The 15117-nt window shown below is 63.6% G+C and carries 12 protein-coding genes; 11 read left to right on the top strand and 1 reads right to left on the bottom strand.

Annotated elements, in window-relative coordinates; genetic code table 11:
* Positions 1-116 precede the first annotated feature (116 nt).
* The 4 genes from dgcB to DBR00_RS17800 all read left to right on the top strand — a co-directional run bounded on the left by dgcB (position 117) and on the right by DBR00_RS17800 (position 4611).
* A complete protein-coding gene (gene dgcB / locus DBR00_RS17815) occupies positions 117-2078 on the top strand; it encodes a dimethylglycine demethylation protein DgcB (RefSeq protein WP_108538110.1) in 1962 nt (653 codons plus the stop codon).
* Between the two features lie 163 nt (positions 2079-2241).
* Positions 2242-3465, top strand: coding sequence for an electron transfer flavoprotein subunit alpha/FixB family protein (locus tag DBR00_RS17810; RefSeq protein ID WP_108538093.1), 1224 nt, complete (start codon positions 2242-2244; stop codon positions 3463-3465).
* 95 nt (positions 3466-3560) lie between these two features.
* Positions 3561-4334: an electron transfer flavoprotein subunit beta gene (locus DBR00_RS17805; protein WP_108488764.1), complete on the top strand. Its 774-nt coding sequence runs from the start codon at positions 3561-3563 to the stop codon at positions 4332-4334.
* A gap of 25 nt (positions 4335-4359) precedes the next feature.
* The gene (locus DBR00_RS17800) at positions 4360-4611 is read left to right on the top strand and encodes a hypothetical protein (protein ID WP_090254976.1); all 252 of its coding nucleotides are present in this window, start codon (positions 4360-4362) and stop codon (positions 4609-4611) included.
* A gap of 42 nt (positions 4612-4653) precedes the next feature.
* Here the strand turns inward: DBR00_RS17800 and DBR00_RS17795 are convergent, their stop codons facing one another.
* Positions 4654-5697 (bottom strand): low specificity L-threonine aldolase, encoded by a 1044-nt coding sequence (locus DBR00_RS17795; protein WP_108538092.1) that lies wholly within the window; start codon positions 5695-5697, stop codon positions 4654-4656.
* A gap of 290 nt (positions 5698-5987) precedes the next feature.
* Here DBR00_RS17795 and glyA point away from each other — a divergent pair, with 290 nt between their 5' ends.
* The 7 genes from glyA (at position 5988) to fdhA (ending at position 15096) form a co-directional block, all read left to right on the top strand.
* Positions 5988-7241, top strand: a complete 1254-nt coding sequence (glyA, locus tag DBR00_RS17790; RefSeq protein WP_108489270.1) for a serine hydroxymethyltransferase — start codon at positions 5988-5990, stop codon at positions 7239-7241.
* A gap of 171 nt (positions 7242-7412) precedes the next feature.
* Complete coding sequence (locus DBR00_RS17785; protein ID WP_108538091.1) at positions 7413-8663, top strand: sarcosine oxidase subunit beta family protein; 1251 nt, start codon at positions 7413-7415, stop codon at positions 8661-8663.
* Positions 8664-8675: 12 nt separating this feature from the next.
* Entirely contained in the window at positions 8676-9002 is a 327-nt protein-coding gene (locus DBR00_RS17780; RefSeq protein ID WP_108485961.1) for a sarcosine oxidase subunit delta, read from the top strand.
* The gene (locus DBR00_RS17775; RefSeq protein WP_108485962.1) at positions 8999-12019 is read left to right on the top strand and encodes a sarcosine oxidase subunit alpha; all 3021 of its coding nucleotides are present in this window, start codon (positions 8999-9001) and stop codon (positions 12017-12019) included. Before DBR00_RS17780 ends, DBR00_RS17775 begins: the two co-directional genes overlap by 4 nt.
* A complete protein-coding gene (locus DBR00_RS17770) occupies positions 12012-12644 on the top strand; it encodes a sarcosine oxidase subunit gamma (protein ID WP_108485963.1) in 633 nt (210 codons plus the stop codon). The genes DBR00_RS17775 and DBR00_RS17770 overlap by 8 nt, the downstream gene beginning before the upstream one ends.
* A 104-nt stretch (positions 12645-12748) precedes the next feature.
* Complete coding sequence (gene purU / locus DBR00_RS17765; protein ID WP_108485964.1) at positions 12749-13612, top strand: formyltetrahydrofolate deformylase; 864 nt, start codon at positions 12749-12751, stop codon at positions 13610-13612.
* A gap of 284 nt (positions 13613-13896) precedes the next feature.
* Entirely contained in the window at positions 13897-15096 is a 1200-nt protein-coding gene (fdhA, locus tag DBR00_RS17760; protein WP_108485965.1) for a formaldehyde dehydrogenase, glutathione-independent, read from the top strand.
* Positions 15097-15117: the final 21 nt, after the last annotated feature.

Below are 15117 nucleotides of genomic sequence, written 5' to 3'. Positions count from 1 at the left end.
CGCTGTGTCCTGTGTAGGGTGGATAACGCTCTGCTTATCCACCGCAGGTCGCGCGCCATTGAATACGGTGGATGGCTTCGTCCATCCACCCTACGGATCATCTGAAGGGTGCGGCCATGCTGAACACCATCCTGCCCATTCTGTTGTGCGCCGCGCTGGCGTTGGCGGTGATGGGGGCTATTAAACGCTTTCTGATGTGGCGTCGCGGTCGCCCGGCCCAGGTCGACTGGCTCGGTGGCCTGCTGGCCATGCCACGCCGCTATATGGTTGATCTGCATCATGTGGTGGCACGCGATAAATACATTGCCAACACCCACGTGGCCACGGCAGGCGGCTTTGTCCTGGCGGCGGTGCTGGCGATTCTGGTGCACGGGTTTGGCCTGCAGAGTCGCATCCTCGGCTTTGCGCTGTTGGCGGCCACCGCGCTGATGTTCGGCGGCGCGCTGTTTGTCGCCAAGCGTCGTCTTGACCCGCCGTCACGGCTGTCGAAAGGCCCGTGGATGCGTTTGCCGAAAAGCCTGCTGATGTTTGCCGGCAGCTTCTTTATCGCCACGCTTCCTGTTGCCGGCATCCTGCCGGATGGCTTTGGCGGCTGGGTACTGGCGCTGCTGCTGACCGTCGGCGTGGCCTGGGGTGTGTCCGAACTGTTCTTCGGCATGACCTGGGGCGGGCCGATGAAACACGCCTTCGCCGGTGCCCTGCACCTGGCCTGGCACCGCCGCTCAGAGCGCTTTGGCGGTGGTCGCTCGACCGGCTTGAAGGCACTCTATCTGGACGATCCTAAAGCCCCGCTGGGTGTGGAAAAGCCTACGGATTTCACCTGGAACCAGCTGCTCGGCTTCGACGCCTGCGTGCAGTGCGGCAAGTGCGAGGCGGCCTGTCCGGCCTTTGCTGCCGGCCAGCCGCTGAACCCGAAGAAGCTGATTCAAGACATGGTGGTCGGCCTGGCCGGTGGCACCGACGCCAAGTTTGCCGGTTCGCCTTATCCGGGTAAGCCGATTGGCGAGCACAGCGGCGGCCCCCATCTGCCCATCGTCAATCTGCATGGTAAGGCCCTGGTCGATGCCGAGACGCTGTGGTCCTGCACCACCTGCCGCGCCTGCGTCGAGGAATGCCCGATGATGATCGAGCACGTCGATGCCATCGTCGACATGCGCCGCCATCTGACCTTGGAAAAAGGCGCGACGCCCAACAAGGGCGCCGAGGTGTTGGACAACCTGATCGCCACCGACAACCCCGGCGGCTTCAACCCCGGTGGTCGGCTGAACTGGGCAGCGGATTTGAACCTGCCGCTGATGAGCGACAAACAGAAGGTCGATGTGCTGTTCTGGGTCGGCGACGGTGCCTTCGACATGCGCAACCAGCGCACCCTGCGCGCCTTTGTCAAAGTGCTGAAAGCCGCCAAGGTCGACTTCGCTGTGCTCGGTCTGGAAGAACGCGACAGCGGCGACGTGGCGCGCCGTCTGGGTGATGAAGCGACCTTCCAGCAGCTGGCCAAACGCAATATCGCCACCCTGGCCAAGTACCAGTTCACGCGCATCGTCACCTGCGACCCGCACAGTTTCCATGTGCTGAAAAACGAATATGGCGAGCTGGGCGGTCGCTATTCGGTGCTGCACCACAGCACCTATATGGATGAACTGATCAGCGCCCAGAAACTCAACCTCGGCCAACACAAAGGCGGCTCGGTCACCTACCACGACCCGTGCTACCTGGGCCGCTACAACGGTGAGTACGAAGCGCCGCGTAATGTGCTGAATGCCATCGGCATCGAAGTTAAGGAAATGCAGCGCTCGGGCTTCCGTTCCCGTTGCTGCGGCGGTGGCGGCGGTGCGCCAATCACCGATATCCCCGGCAAGCAGCGGATTCCCGATATGCGCATGGTCGATATCAAAGAGACCGCCGCTGAGCTGGTCGCCGTGGGCTGCCCGCAGTGCACCGCGATGCTCGAAGGCGTGGTCGGCCCGCGCCCCGAGGTCAAGGACATTGCCGAGCTGGTGGCCGATGTATTGATCGAGGGTGTGGTCGAGGCGAAGCAGCCTGTGCAGGTAAAACCCGAGCGGGCGGAGGTGCAGTGATGAAGGTACACGCCGGTTGTAGGTTGGCGTTGAGCGCAGCGAAGCCCAACAGGGCGCACGTAGCGCGCGGCTCGATGTTCTCTCTCGCGCACGCGTGTTGGGCTTCGCCGCTGCGCGCCTCAACCCAACCTAGGTTTCGTCAACACCTCGCGGAGTCCTGTGCATGAGCGACCTGATCCGCCGTGATCCACGCGCAGAGTGGATTGCCCGTAATCGCTTGCACCCACTGCACGCTGCGTTGCAGAAGGTCGAATCCAGCTGGATGGGGCCAAATGGTGTCATCCGTAAGAACCCGCATGGCGTCGGCTTTATCGGCCCCAATGGCCTTAAGCGCATCGACCGCTCGGGCACTCAACAGGGCGGTAGCCAGAAACGCAGCACGGCCAGTGCCGTGGTGCAATTGCCGCTGCATGTGATCGAGCAACCGGCGTTCTATATCGCCGTGGTGCCGGACATGGTCGGCGGCCGCCTGAGCAGCCATGACAAGGACCTGCTCGGCCTGGCGCACAAGCTCGCCGGTCGCGATGGCGCGGTGGTGGCGGTGATCTTTGGTGAACACAAGGAAAGCGCCTTCGACAGCAACGGTGTGGATCGTCTGCTGCAGTTCGCCGATGACGCGTTCGACGGCTACGCCCCGGAAGCGCGGGTGCTGGCCCTCGGTGCGCTGGAGCGGCAATTGTCGCCGCGGCACTGGTTGCTGCCCGACAGTCGCAGCGGTGGTGGTGAGCTGGGTCGGCGCTTGGCTGCCAAGCTCGGCGAACGCCCGGCCACGCGGGTTTGGCAGGTGGCCGAGGGCATGGCCAGCGGGCGTGCGGGGGCCGGACGGGAAGATTTGGTGCAACAAGCGCCACGCTTGATTCTGGCAGCGGTGGAATGCGCCGAGCCGGTCAGCGAAACCCGCCATGAAGTGCGGCCGCTGGCGCTCAGTGAAGCGCTGGTCAGCCACTTGCCACGGATTCAGGATTTGGGCGCGGTGGCGGTTGATCCCGCGCAGATCCCCATGGCCGAGGCCGAATTTATTCTCTCCGGCGGCAATGGCGTGAAGGACTGGGCGCTGTTCCATCAGGCCGCTGCGGCGCTGGGCGCGACCGAAGGCGCCTCACGGGTGGCGGTGGACGATGGCTTTATGGGCCGTGAACGCCAGGTCGGCGCGTCCGGCATCTGGGTCACCGCGCGGGTGTATGTGGCGGTGGGGATTTCCGGGGCGATCCAGCACCTGCAAGGCATCGGTGCCTGCGACAAGGTGGTGGCGATCAACCTCGACCCAACCTGCGACATGATCAAACGCGCTGATCTGTCGGTGATCGGCGAATCCGCCGCGATTTTGCAGGCATTGATTGAGTTGGTTGCAGCCTACCGGCAGGGGGCAGAACGCAATGTGGCGTAACCAAACAGTAGGGTGGATGACGCTTCACCCATCCACCCTTGCCCACACCGCGATGGTGAAAGAAAACAGCGTCTTCCACCCTACGGAGCTGCGCCATGACTGATTTGCAGGTCGTTACGCTGGTTTCTGTCGGAGCGCATCCCACCTCAGGCCGGCCACGCCGCGCCGAGCAGGATGCCCGCGCGGTCGAGCTGGGGCTGCGTCTGGCCGGTGAGCGGTTGCAGGTGCTGCATGCCGGCGATCCCCAGCAGGAAGCACTGCGTGCTTACCTGGGCATGGGCCTCAATCAGATCAAAATTTTTGAACAGCCAGCGCACAGCGATGCGCTGCCGGTGCTCGCCGACTACCTGGCTGACTCCAGCGCGCAGTTGGTGCTGACCGGCAGCCAGGCGGAAACCGGCGAAGGTTCCGGCATGTTGCCTTACCTGTTGGCGGAACGCCTCGGCTGGCCGCTGGTGGTTGGGCTGGCGGCGGTGGAGCAGGTCAGCAATGGCGTGGCGCAGGTGCTGCAAGCCTTACCGCGCGGTCAGCGCCGGCGCTTGCAGGTGCGGTTGCCGTTTGTCGCCAGCGTGGATAACGCTGCGCCCATCGCCCGGCAAAGCGCCTTCGGCCCGGCGCGGCGGGGCCTGTTGACCGCTGAAGAGGTGGCGCTGGTGGCCGACCCGCTGTTTGCCAACGCGCAATTACAACCGGCGAAACCGCGGCCCAAACGCCTTAAGGTGATCAAGGCCAAGACCGGCGCCGAACGCATGAAAGCCGCTACGGCCAAAGCGTCGGGCGGCGGCGGGCAGGTGCTCAAGGATGTCTCGCCACAGGCTGGTGCCGAGGCTATCTTCAAGTTGCTGTTGGAAGAAGGCGTGCTGCGCTAGCACGCCACCATTGGAGGAATGGATCATGATGCACGCCGACCTGATCGATCAGGAGGACCTACGCGAACGTCTGGTGGCGCTGGGGTTGTCGATTCCACCTGGCGTCACCGCCGAGCAGGCGTGCGAGCATGCCGTCAGCGGGCTCAGCCCGGAGCGCGCGCTGGCCCTGCGCAGGCTGGTGGAGGAGTTGCTGGGTGGCAGCGCCACGCTGTTGCCGAATGTGCGTGAGGCGATCTCGCGCACCTTGCTGCCCGCGCTGGTTCCCCGTCCTTCCTGAGGGTCTGATGCAGGCGTCAGCGGCCGTCTGTGAGCGTCTTGCTTAGCTGGCCGTCATCGCCTGACGAATATCCCCCGCCAACTGGCGCACCCGTGCTTCGTCGGTGTCCCAGGAGCACATAAAGCGTGCGCCGCCGGCCCCGATAAAGGTGTAGAAGCGCCAGCCCTGGCCGCGCAAGGTTTCCAGCGCGGCTTCCGACATCTGCAAAAACACGCCGTTGGCCTGCACCGGGAACATCAGGCTGACCCCCGGAATATCACTGACCAGTCCGGCGAGCAGTTGCGCGCAGCGGTTGGCGTGCTGGGCGTATTTCAGCCAGGCATCGTTCTGCAGGATGCCGACCCAGGGCGCGGACAGGTAGCGCATCTTCGAGGCCAGCTGACCGGCCTGCTTGCAGCGGTAGTCGAAGTCGACCGCCAGGTCCTTGTTGAAGAACAGAATCGCCTCACCCACCGCCATGCCGTTCTTGGTGCCACCAAAACACAGCACGTCCACACCGGCTTTCCAGGTCAGCTCGGCGGGGCTGCAGCCGAGAAAGGCGCAGGCATTGGAGAAGCGCGCGCCGTCCATGTGCAGGTGCAGGCCCAGTTCGCGGCACACCGCGCTGATCGCCCGCACTTCATCGGGGCTGTAGACCGTGCCGACTTCCGTGGCCTGAGTCAGGGTCACCACCCGTGGCTTGGGGTAGTGGATGTCCAGGCGTTTGCGGGCAATGTCGCGGATGGCTGCAGGGGTCAGCTTGCCGTTTTCGGTCTTGGCCAGCAGCAGTTTGGAGCCATTGGAGAAGAACTCCGGCGCGCCGCATTCGTCGGTTTCGACGTGGGCGGTCTCCGAGCAGATCACGCTGTGGTAGCTCTGGCACAACGACGCCAGGGCCAGGGAGTTGGCCGCCGTACCGTTAAAGGCGAAAAACACTTCGCAGTCGGTTTCAAACAGGCGGCGGAAGTGGTCGGCGGCACGCGCCGTCCACTCGTCATCGCCGTACGCACGCTGGTGGCCCTGATTGGCTTCAGCCATGGCGGCCCAGGCTTCCGGGCAGATACCGGAGTAGTTGTCGCTGGCGAATTGTTGCGAGAGATCGGGCATGGGAGCTTCCTTGTGGGCGCTAACGCTAAGCCGTTTGGGATGCGTCTACTGTATCCGCGGTCACGCCTGCGTGCAGATACGGGGGCGACATCCTCGGCCATGCAAGCGAAGCCGCAACGTGCTGTCTTCTGCTCGCCTACGCAATTGCGACGCGTGCATGTCGCAAACGCAATCCCCCGTGGCGCGCCTAGGCATCTGGCGCTGCGGGGTGAGTCATACCATCGGTGGCAACTGGGGTTCGTTCCCCGATCGACCAGATGCGCCGCAGTGGCTGCCGCAGGAGATTCGCGATGTTCAGCAAGCACGACCAGATTCAAGGCTACGACGATGAATTGCTCCGCGCCATGGGCGCCGAAGAGGCGCGTCAGGAACACCACATCGAGCTGATCGCCTCGGAGAATTACACCAGCAAGCGCGTGATGCAGGCCCAAGGCAGCGGGCTGACCAACAAGTACGCCGAAGGCTATCCGGGCAAGCGTTACTACGGCGGTTGCGAGCATGTCGATGTGGTCGAGCAGTTGGCGATTGACCGCGCCAAGGCGCTGTTCGGTGCCGACTACGCCAACGTCCAGCCGCACTCGGGCTCATCGGCCAATAGCGCGGTGTACCTGGCGCTGATCAATGCCGGCGACACCATCCTCGGCATGAGCCTGGCCCACGGCGGCCACCTGACCCACGGTGCCAAGGTGTCGTCCTCGGGCAAGCTGTACAACGCCGTGCAGTACGGCATCGACACCGCCACCGGCCTGATCGATTACGACGAAGTCGAGCGCCTGGCTGTGGAGTTCCAGCCGAAGATGATCGTTGCCGGCTTCTCGGCCTACTCGAAAACCCTGGATTTCCCGCGTTTCCGTGCCATCGCCGACAAGGTCGGCGCGCTGCTGTTTGTCGACATGGCCCACGTCGCCGGTCTGGTGGCCGCCGGTCTGTACCCTAATCCGCTGCCGTATGCCGACGTGGTCACCACCACCACCCACAAAACCCTGCGCGGCCCGCGTGGTGGCTTGATCCTGGCTCGCGCCAATGCGGAGATCGAGAAAAAGCTTAACGCGGCGGTCTTCCCCGGTGCCCAAGGTGGCCCGCTGATGCATGTGATCGCGGCCAAGGCGGTGTGCTTCAAGGAAGCCATGGAGCCGGGTTTCAAGGACTACCAAGAACAGGTGATCAAAAACGCGCAGGCCATGGCCAAGGTGTTTATCCAGCGCGGCTACGACGTGGTTTCCGGCGGCACCGACAACCACCTGTTCCTGGTCAGCCTGATCCGTCAGGGTCTGACCGGCAAAGACGCCGATGCCGCCCTGGGCCGTGCCGGCATCACGGTCAACAAGAACGCCGTGCCGAATGATCCGCAGTCGCCGTTTGTCACCTCGGGCCTGCGTATCGGCACCCCGGCGATTACCACACGCGGTTTCAAGGAAGCGCAGAGCATCGAGCTGGCCGGTTGGATCTGCAACATCCTTGACCACCTCGGCGATGCCGATGTTGAGGCGCAGGTGGCGACCTTGGCGGCAGGGCTGTGCGCCGATTACCCGGTTTATCGCTGACGCGTGTGGCGGTTTTGGTGGATCGGTAAAGCGTGATCCACCCTACGGCCTGATTGATTTGTAGGGTGGATGTCGCCTTTTACATCCACCGTTGCGGCCGAGGGGATGGATAAAGGCAGATCCATTTCACGGGCGACAGAGATTGCAGTACCCCGATTTCAGGAGCATCCCATGCAACGTTATTCCGGCTTCGGCCTGTTCAAGCACGCGTTCAGCCACCACGAAAATTGGCAGCGCATGTGGCGCAACCCAACGCCCAAGCCGGTGTACGACGTGATCATCGTCGGCGGTGGCGGCCATGGTCTGGCCACGGCCTATTACTTGGCCAAAGAGTTCGGCGTGAAGAACGTCGCGGTGATCGAGAAGGGCTGGCTGGGCGGCGGCAACACGGCGCGCAACACCACCATCGTGCGTTCCAACTACCTGTGGGATGAGTCGGCGCACCTGTATGAGCATGCGATGAAGCTGTGGGAAGGCCTGTCCCAGGACCTCAACTACAACGTCATGTTCAGCCAGCGCGGCGTCTACAACCTCTGTCATACGCTGCAGGACATGCGCGACTCCGAGCGCCGCGTCAGCGCCAACCGCCTCAATGGCGTGGATGGCGAACTGCTGGATGCCAAGCAGGTGGCCGCCGAGATTCCGTACCTGGATTGCAGCAAGAACACCCGTTACCCGGTGCTGGGTTCTACCGTGCAGCGCCGTGGCGGCGTAGCCCGTCACGATGCCGTAGCCTGGGGCTATGCCCGCGCCGCCGATGCACTGGGCGTGGACTTGATCCAGCAGACCGAGGTGATCGGTTTCCGCAAGGAAAACGGCGTGTGCATCGGCGTGGAAACCAACAAGGGCTTTATCGGCGGCAAACGCGTGGGCGTGGTTACGGCCGGTAACTCCGGGCACATGGCCGGCTTGGCCGGTTTCCGCCTGCCGCTGGAATCCCATCCGCTGCAGGCGCTGGTGTCCGAGCCGATCAAACCGATTATCGACAGCGTGATCATGTCCAACGCCGTGCACGGTTACATCAGTCAGTCCGACAAGGGCGACCTGGTCATCGGTGCCGGCATTGACGGCTACAACGGCTACGGCCAGCGCGGCTCCTACCCGACCATCGAGCACACCCTGCAGGCCATCGTCGAGATGTTCCCGGTGCTCTCGCGGGTGCGCATGAACCGCCAGTGGGGCGGCATCGTCGACACCTCGCCGGACGCCTGCCCGATCATTTCCAAGACCCCGGTGCCCAATCTTTTCTTCAACTGCGGCTGGGGCACCGGCGGCTTCAAGGCCACGCCGGGTTCGGGCCACGTTTTCGCCGCCAGCCTGGCCAAGGGCGAAATGCACCCGCTGGCCAAGCCGTTCTCCATGGACCGTTTCCACACCGGCGCATTGATCGACGAGCACGGCGCTGCTGCCGTGGCTCACTAAGAGGGCTTCCCCATGTTGCATATCTTTTGCCCTCACTGCGGCGAACTGCGCTCCGAAGAGGAATTCCACGCCAAGGGCCAGGCGCACATTCCGCGCCCGCTGGACCCGGCTGCCTGCACCGATGCCGAGTGGGGCGAGTACCTGTTCTTCCGCGATAACCCGCGCGGCATCCACCACGAGCTGTGGGTGCATGCCGCCGGCTGCCGCAAGTACTTCAACGCCACCCGTCACACGGTGACCTACGAAATTCTCGAAACCTACAAGATCGGCGAGAAGCCCAGCGTCACCGCTGCTGGCACTGCTGAGAAAAAGGCCAGCGACCAAGGAGTAACGGCATGAGCCAGGTCAATCGTCTTGCCAGCGGCGGCCGCGTTGATCGCAGCCAGCCTTTGACATTCAGCTTCAACGGGCAGAGCTATCAAGGCTTTGCCGGTGACACCCTGGCCGCCGCGTTGCTGGCCAATGGCGTGGATATCGTCGGGCGCAGCTTCAAGTATTCGCGGCCGCGCGGCATCGTTGCCGCCGGCGCGGAAGAGCCGAACGCCGTGCTGCAGATTGGCAGCACCGAAGCGGCGCAGATCCCCAACGTGCGCGCCACCCAGCAGGCGCTGTATGCCGGTTTGGTCGCCAGCAGCACCAACGGCTGGCCGAGCGTGAACACCGACCTGATGGGCATTCTCGGCAAGGTCGGCGGCAAGATGATGCCGCCGGGGTTCTACTACAAAACCTTTATGTACCCGCAGAACCTCTGGCTGACCTACGAGAAATACATTCGCAAGGCCGCCGGTCTTGGCCGCGCGCCGACCGCCGTGGACCCGGACAGCTACGACTACATGAACCAGCACTGTGACGTGCTGGTGGTCGGCGCTGGCCCGGCGGGCCTGGCCGCCGCGCTGGCGGCTGCGCGCAGCGGTGCACGGGTAATCCTGGCCGATGAGCAGGAAGAGTTCGGCGGCAGCCTGCTCAGCACCCGCGAAACCCTCGACGGCAAACCGGCCGCCGACTGGGCCGCGCAGGTGATTGCCGAATTGTCCGGCATGTCTGGCGTGACCCTGTTGCCGCGCTCGACGGTCAACGGTTACCACGACCACAACTTCCTCACCATTCACCAGCGCCTGACCGATCACCTTGGTGAAATCGCGCCACTCGGTATGGTTCGTCAGCGCATGCACCGCGTGCGAGCCACACGTGTGGTGCTGGCCACCGGTGCCCACGAACGGCCGCTGGTGTACGCCAACAACGACGTGCCGGGCAATATGCTCGCCGATGCGGTGTCCACCTACGTGCGCCGTTATGGCGTGGCACCGGGCAAGCAGCTGGTGCTGTCGACCAACAACGATTACGCCTACCGCGTGGTGCTCGACTGGCTGGATGCCGGCTTGCCGGTGGTGGCGGTGGCCGATGCGCGCAGCAACCCACGCGGCAGCTGGGTGGAAGAGGCGCGCGCACGGGGTGTGCGTATCCTCACCGGCAGCGCCGTGGTCGAAGCCGCCGGCAGCAAGCGCGTGACCGCTGCGCGCATCTGCGCCATCGATGTGCAGAGCCATAAGGTCAGCAGCCCGGGTGAGGTGCTCGACTGCGATTTGATCGTCAGCTCCGGCGGTTACAGCCCGGTGGTGCACCTGGCCTCGCACCTGGGCGGCCGGCCGACCTGGCGTGAAGATATTCTGGCCTTTGTGCCGGGCGAGGGCGGCTTTCAGAAGCGCCTGTGCGCCGGTGCTGTAAATGGTGTGTTCAGCCTGGGTGATGCCCTGGCCGATGGTTTCGAGGCCGGTGTTTCAGCCGCCGCCGAAGCCGGTTTTAAAGCCGTTGCCGCCAGCCTGCCGCAGGTGGCCGTGCGCATGGAAGAGCCGTCCCTGGCGCTGTTCCAAGTGCCCCACGACAAGCCGACGGCGCGTGCGCCCAAGCAGTTTGTCGACCTGCAGAACGACGTCACCGCTGCCGGTATCGAACTGGCGACGCGTGAAGGCTTCGAGTCGGTCGAGCACGTCAAACGCTACACCGCGCTGGGCTTCGGCACCGATCAGGGCAAGCTGGGCAATATCAACGGTCTGGCAATTGCCGCCCGTTCGCTGGGCATCAGCATCCCGCAGATGGGCACCACCATGTTCCGCCCGAACTACACGCCGGTGACCTTCGGCGCGGTGGCCGGTCGTCACTGTGGCGCGCTGTTCGAGCCCAAACGTTACACCGCGATGCAAAGCTGGCATCTGCAAAACGGTGCCGAGTTCGAAGACGTGGGCCAGTGGAAACGCCCCTGGTACTTCCCTAAAACCGGTGAAGACCTGCACGCCGCCGTGGCCCGCGAGTGCCTGGCGGTGCGTAACGCGGTCGGCATTCTCGATGCCTCGACGCTGGGCAAGATCGACATTCAAGGCCCGGATGCCCGCGAGTTTCTCAACCGCGTGTACACCAACGCCTGGACCAAACTGGATGTGGGCAAGGCCCGTTACGGCCTGATGTGCAAGGAAGACGGCATGGTCTTCGACGACGGTGTGACCGCCTGCCTGGCCGACAACCACTTCCTGATGACCACCACCACCGGCGGTGCCGCACGGGTGATGGAATGGCTGGAGATTTACCACCAGACCGAGTGGCCGGAGCTGAAGGTGTACTTCACCTCGGTCACCGACCACTGGGCGACCATGACCCTGTCCGGCCCCAACAGCCGCAAGCTGCTGGCCGAGGTCACCGACATTGATCTGGACAAAGACGCCTTCCCCTTTATGAGTTGGAAGGAAGGCCAGGTCGGCGGCGTGCCAGCGCGGGTGTTCCGCATCTCCTTCACCGGTGAGCTGAGCTACGAAGTCAACGTGCAGGCCGACTACGCCCTGGGCGTGTGGGAAAAAATCATCGAAGCCGGCCAGAAGCATGGCCTGACGCCTTACGGCACCGAAACCATGCACGTGCTGCGAGCTGAGAAGGGCTTCATCATCGTCGGTCAGGACACCGACGGTTCGGTCACCCCGGACGACCTCAACATGGGCTGGTGTGTCGGTCGCACCAAGCCGTTCTCGTGGATCGGCTGGCGCGGCATGAACCGCGAAGACAGCCTGCGCGAAGACCGCAAGCAGCTGGTCGGGCTCAAACCCGTCGACCCCAACAAGGTGCTGCCGGAAGGCACGCAACTGGTGTTCGACCCGAAACAGACCATCCCGATGCAGATGGTCGGCCACGTCACCTCCAGCTACATGAGCGCGGCGTTGGGTTATTCCTTCGCCATGGGTGTGGTCAAGGGCGGCCTCAAACGCACTGGCGAGCGGGTGTTTGCACCGCTGGCCGATGGCAGCCTGATCGAAGCCGAAATCGTCAGCTCCGTGTTCTATGACCCGAAAGGGGATCGCCAGAATGTCTAATTTGATCAACGTCTATCAGCAACGCCCGGCTGCGGCGCATGCCGAATCGCCTCTGTTCCACGCCGGCCTTGCACAGCTGGCGGGTAAAGGCTCTACCAGCGCCGGGGTGACGGTGCGCGAGAAGAAATTGCTCGGTCACCTGACCCTGCGCGGAGACGCCAAGGACTCAGCCTTTGCCGGTGGTGTGCACAAGGCGCTGGGGCTGGAGCTGCCGTCGGCGCTGACAGTGGTAAGCGCCGGCGACACCTCACTGCAATGGTTGGCGCCGGATGAGTGGCTGCTGATTGTGCCGAGCGGTAGCGAGTTCGCGGTCGAGCAGAAGCTGCGCGAGGCGCTGGAGGGCCAGCACATCTCGATCGTCAATGTCAGCGGCGGGCAGACCCTGCTGGAACTGAGCGGGCCGAAGGTGCGTGAAGTGCTGATGAAGTCCACCAGCTATGACGTGCACCCGAGCAACTTCCCGGTCGGCAAGGCGGTGGGCACCCACTTCGCCAAGTCGCAACTGGTGATCCGCCACACCGGCGAAGACACCTGGGAACTGCTGATCCGCCGCAGCTTCTCCGACTACTTCTGGCTGTGGCTGCAGGACGCCAGCGCCGAATACGGCTTGGCGATCAAAGCCTGACAGCAACAGACATCCTGTGGGAGGGGCTTTAGCCGCGACTGCTTTTCGCGGCTAAAGCGGAATGCCGCCCAGCATCTCCCACGAGTTCTACCGAGGGACTGACCATGAGCCGCACCCCCGACACCTGGATTCTCACCGCCCACTGCCCGAGCGTGCTCGGCACGGTGGATGCGGTGACACGCTTTCTGTTCGAGCAGCGCTGCTATGTCACCGAGCACCACTCCTTCGATGATCGCCTGTCGTCGCGCTTTTTTATCCGTGTGGAATTCCGCCAGCCGGATGACTTCGATGAGCAGGCCTTTCGCGCCGGGCTAAATGATCGCCTGAGCGCTTTCGGCATGCAGGTCGAACTGACCCCGCCGGGCTATCGCGCGAAAGTGGTGCTGATGGTCAGCAAGGCCGACCATTGCCTGAATGACCTGCTCTACCGCCAGCGTATCGGCCATCTGGCCATGGACGTGGTGGCGGTGGTGTCCAACCACCCGGATCTGGAGCCGCTGGCACGCTGGCACGACATCCCCTATTACCACTTCCCGCTCGACCCGGCAGACAAGCCCGCGCAAGAGCGCAAAGTGCTGCAGGTGATCGAAGACACGGGCGCCGAGCTGGTGGTGCTTGCCCGTTATATGCAGGTGCTGTCGCCCGAACTGTGCCGCCAGCTGGATGGCTGGGCGATCAATATTCACCACTCGCTGCTGCCCGGTTTCAAAGGCGCCAAGCCCTATCACCAGGCCTATGAGAAGGGCGTCAAGCTGGTCGGCGCCACTGCCCATTACATCAATAACGACCTCGATGAGGGGCCGATCATCAGCCAAGGCGTGGAGCTGGTGGATCACGCTCATTACCCCGAAGACCTGATCGCCAAGGGCCGCGACATCGAGTGCCAAACCCTGGCCAAAGCCATCGGCTATCACCTTGAACGCCGCGTGTTCCTTAACGATGGCCGCACGGTGGTGCTCCACGCCTAACCCTGGGCTCAAGGCTGTAGAAACGGCCCATGCCCGCGATGTTTATGGCCTATCGCGGGCATGGCCCGCTCCTACGATCGAGTGATGGATATCGCAGGGGTGTAGCCCGGATGTAATCCGGGAGTGGCGAGTGCCACACAGATTCTCCCCGGATTGCATCCGGGCTACGGGTGATGCCGACTGCCAAGTTCTCGGCCCACTCGGCAACAGACACAAACTCCAGTACAAGGCTGCGCGACCGTTGGCTGCGCCTTTGTATTCACAACAAGAAAGGAGAAATACGTATGTCTGGTAATCGTGGCGTCGTCTATCTCGGCGCTGGCAAGGTCGAAGTGCAGAAAATCGACTATCCAAAAATGCAGGACCCGCGCGGTCGCAAGATCGAGCACGGGGTCATCCTGCGTGTGGTCTCCACCAATATCTGCGGCTCCGACCAGCACATGGTCCGCGGCCGCACCACGGCGCAAACCGGCCTGGTGCTGGGCCACGAAATCACCGGCGAGGTGATCGAGAAGGGCCGCGACGTGGAAAACCTGAAAATTGGTGATCTGGTCTCGGTGCCGTTCAACGTCGCCTGCGGTCGCTGCCGTTCGTGCAAAGAGCAACACACGGGCGTGTGCCTGTCGGTCAACCCGGCACGTGCTGGCGGTGCTTATGGCTATGTCGACATGGGCGACTGGACCGGTGGTCAGGCCGAATACGCCATGGTGCCGTACGCCGACTTCAACCTGCTGAAACTGCCGGATCGCGACAAGGCCATGGAGAAGATCCGCGACCTCACCTGCCTGTCCGACATCCTGCCCACCGGCTACCACGGTGCGGTGACGGCGGGCGTTGGCCCTGGCAGCACGGTGTATATCGCCGGTGCGGGCCCGGTCGGTCTGGCTGCGGCTGCCTCGGCACGCTTGCTCGGTGCGGCCGTGGTGATTGTCGGTGACGTCAACCCGGTGCGCCTGGCCCACGCCAAGGCAGTGGGCTTCGAGATTGCCGACCTGTCGCAAGACACCCCGCTGCACGAACAGATCGCCGCGCTGCTGGGCGAGCCGGAAGTCGATTGTGCGGTGGATGCGGTGGGCTTCGAGGCCCGTGGCCACGGCCATGCAGGCGTGCAACACGAAGCGCCGGCCACGGTGCTCAACTCGTTGATGGGTGTGGTGCGCGTGGCCGGCAAGATCGGCATTCCCGGTCTGTATGTCACCGAAGATCCGGGCGCGGTGGACGCCGCTGCCAAAATCGGCAGCCTGAGCATCCGCTTTGGCCTCGGCTGGGCCAAATCCCACAGCTTCCACACCGGCCAGACCCCGGTGATGAAGTACAACCGCCAGTTGATGCAGGCGATCATGTGGGACCGTATCAATATCGCCGAAGTGGTGGGCGTGCAGGTCATCAGCCTGGACGACGCGCCGCGTGGTTACGGCGAGTTCGATGCCGGCGTGCCGAAGAAATTCGTGATTGATCCGCACAAGCTGTTCAGCGCGGCTTGATCAGCGGTCATTAAACCGTCG

The organism is Pseudomonas sp. HMWF032 (genome assembly GCF_003060885.1).
Taxonomy (GTDB): domain Bacteria; phylum Pseudomonadota; class Gammaproteobacteria; order Pseudomonadales; family Pseudomonadaceae; genus Aquipseudomonas.
Note: the sequence above shows the minus strand (reverse complement) of the source record. Positions and strands in the feature narration are given on the sequence as shown.

Excerpts from the sequence above, each read along its gene's own strand:
- DBR00_RS17775 (WP_108485962.1), top strand. The coding sequence starts at position 8,999 with ATGAGCCAGGTCAATCGTCTTGCCAGCGGCGGCCGCGTTGATCGCAGC.
- DBR00_RS17785 (WP_108538091.1), top strand. The coding sequence starts at position 7,413 with ATGCAACGTTATTCCGGCTTCGGCCTGTTCAAGCACGCGTTCAGCCAC.
- purU (WP_108485964.1), top strand. The coding sequence starts at position 12,749 with ATGAGCCGCACCCCCGACACCTGGATTCTCACCGCCCACTGCCCGAGC.
- DBR00_RS17810 (WP_108538093.1), top strand. The coding sequence starts at position 2,242 with ATGAGCGACCTGATCCGCCGTGATCCACGCGCAGAGTGGATTGCCCGT.
- DBR00_RS17780 (WP_108485961.1), top strand. The coding sequence starts at position 8,676 with ATGTTGCATATCTTTTGCCCTCACTGCGGCGAACTGCGCTCCGAAGAG.
- DBR00_RS17805 (WP_108488764.1), top strand. The coding sequence starts at position 3,561 with ATGACTGATTTGCAGGTCGTTACGCTGGTTTCTGTCGGAGCGCATCCC.
- dgcB (WP_108538110.1), top strand. The coding sequence starts at position 117 with ATGCTGAACACCATCCTGCCCATTCTGTTGTGCGCCGCGCTGGCGTTG.
- DBR00_RS17795 (WP_108538092.1), bottom strand. The coding sequence starts at position 5,697 with ATGCCCGATCTCTCGCAACAATTCGCCAGCGACAACTACTCCGGTATC.
- DBR00_RS17770 (WP_108485963.1), top strand. The coding sequence starts at position 12,012 with ATGTCTAATTTGATCAACGTCTATCAGCAACGCCCGGCTGCGGCGCAT.
- fdhA (WP_108485965.1), top strand. The coding sequence starts at position 13,897 with ATGTCTGGTAATCGTGGCGTCGTCTATCTCGGCGCTGGCAAGGTCGAA.
- glyA (WP_108489270.1), top strand. The coding sequence starts at position 5,988 with ATGTTCAGCAAGCACGACCAGATTCAAGGCTACGACGATGAATTGCTC.
- DBR00_RS17800 (WP_090254976.1), top strand. The coding sequence starts at position 4,360 with ATGATGCACGCCGACCTGATCGATCAGGAGGACCTACGCGAACGTCTG.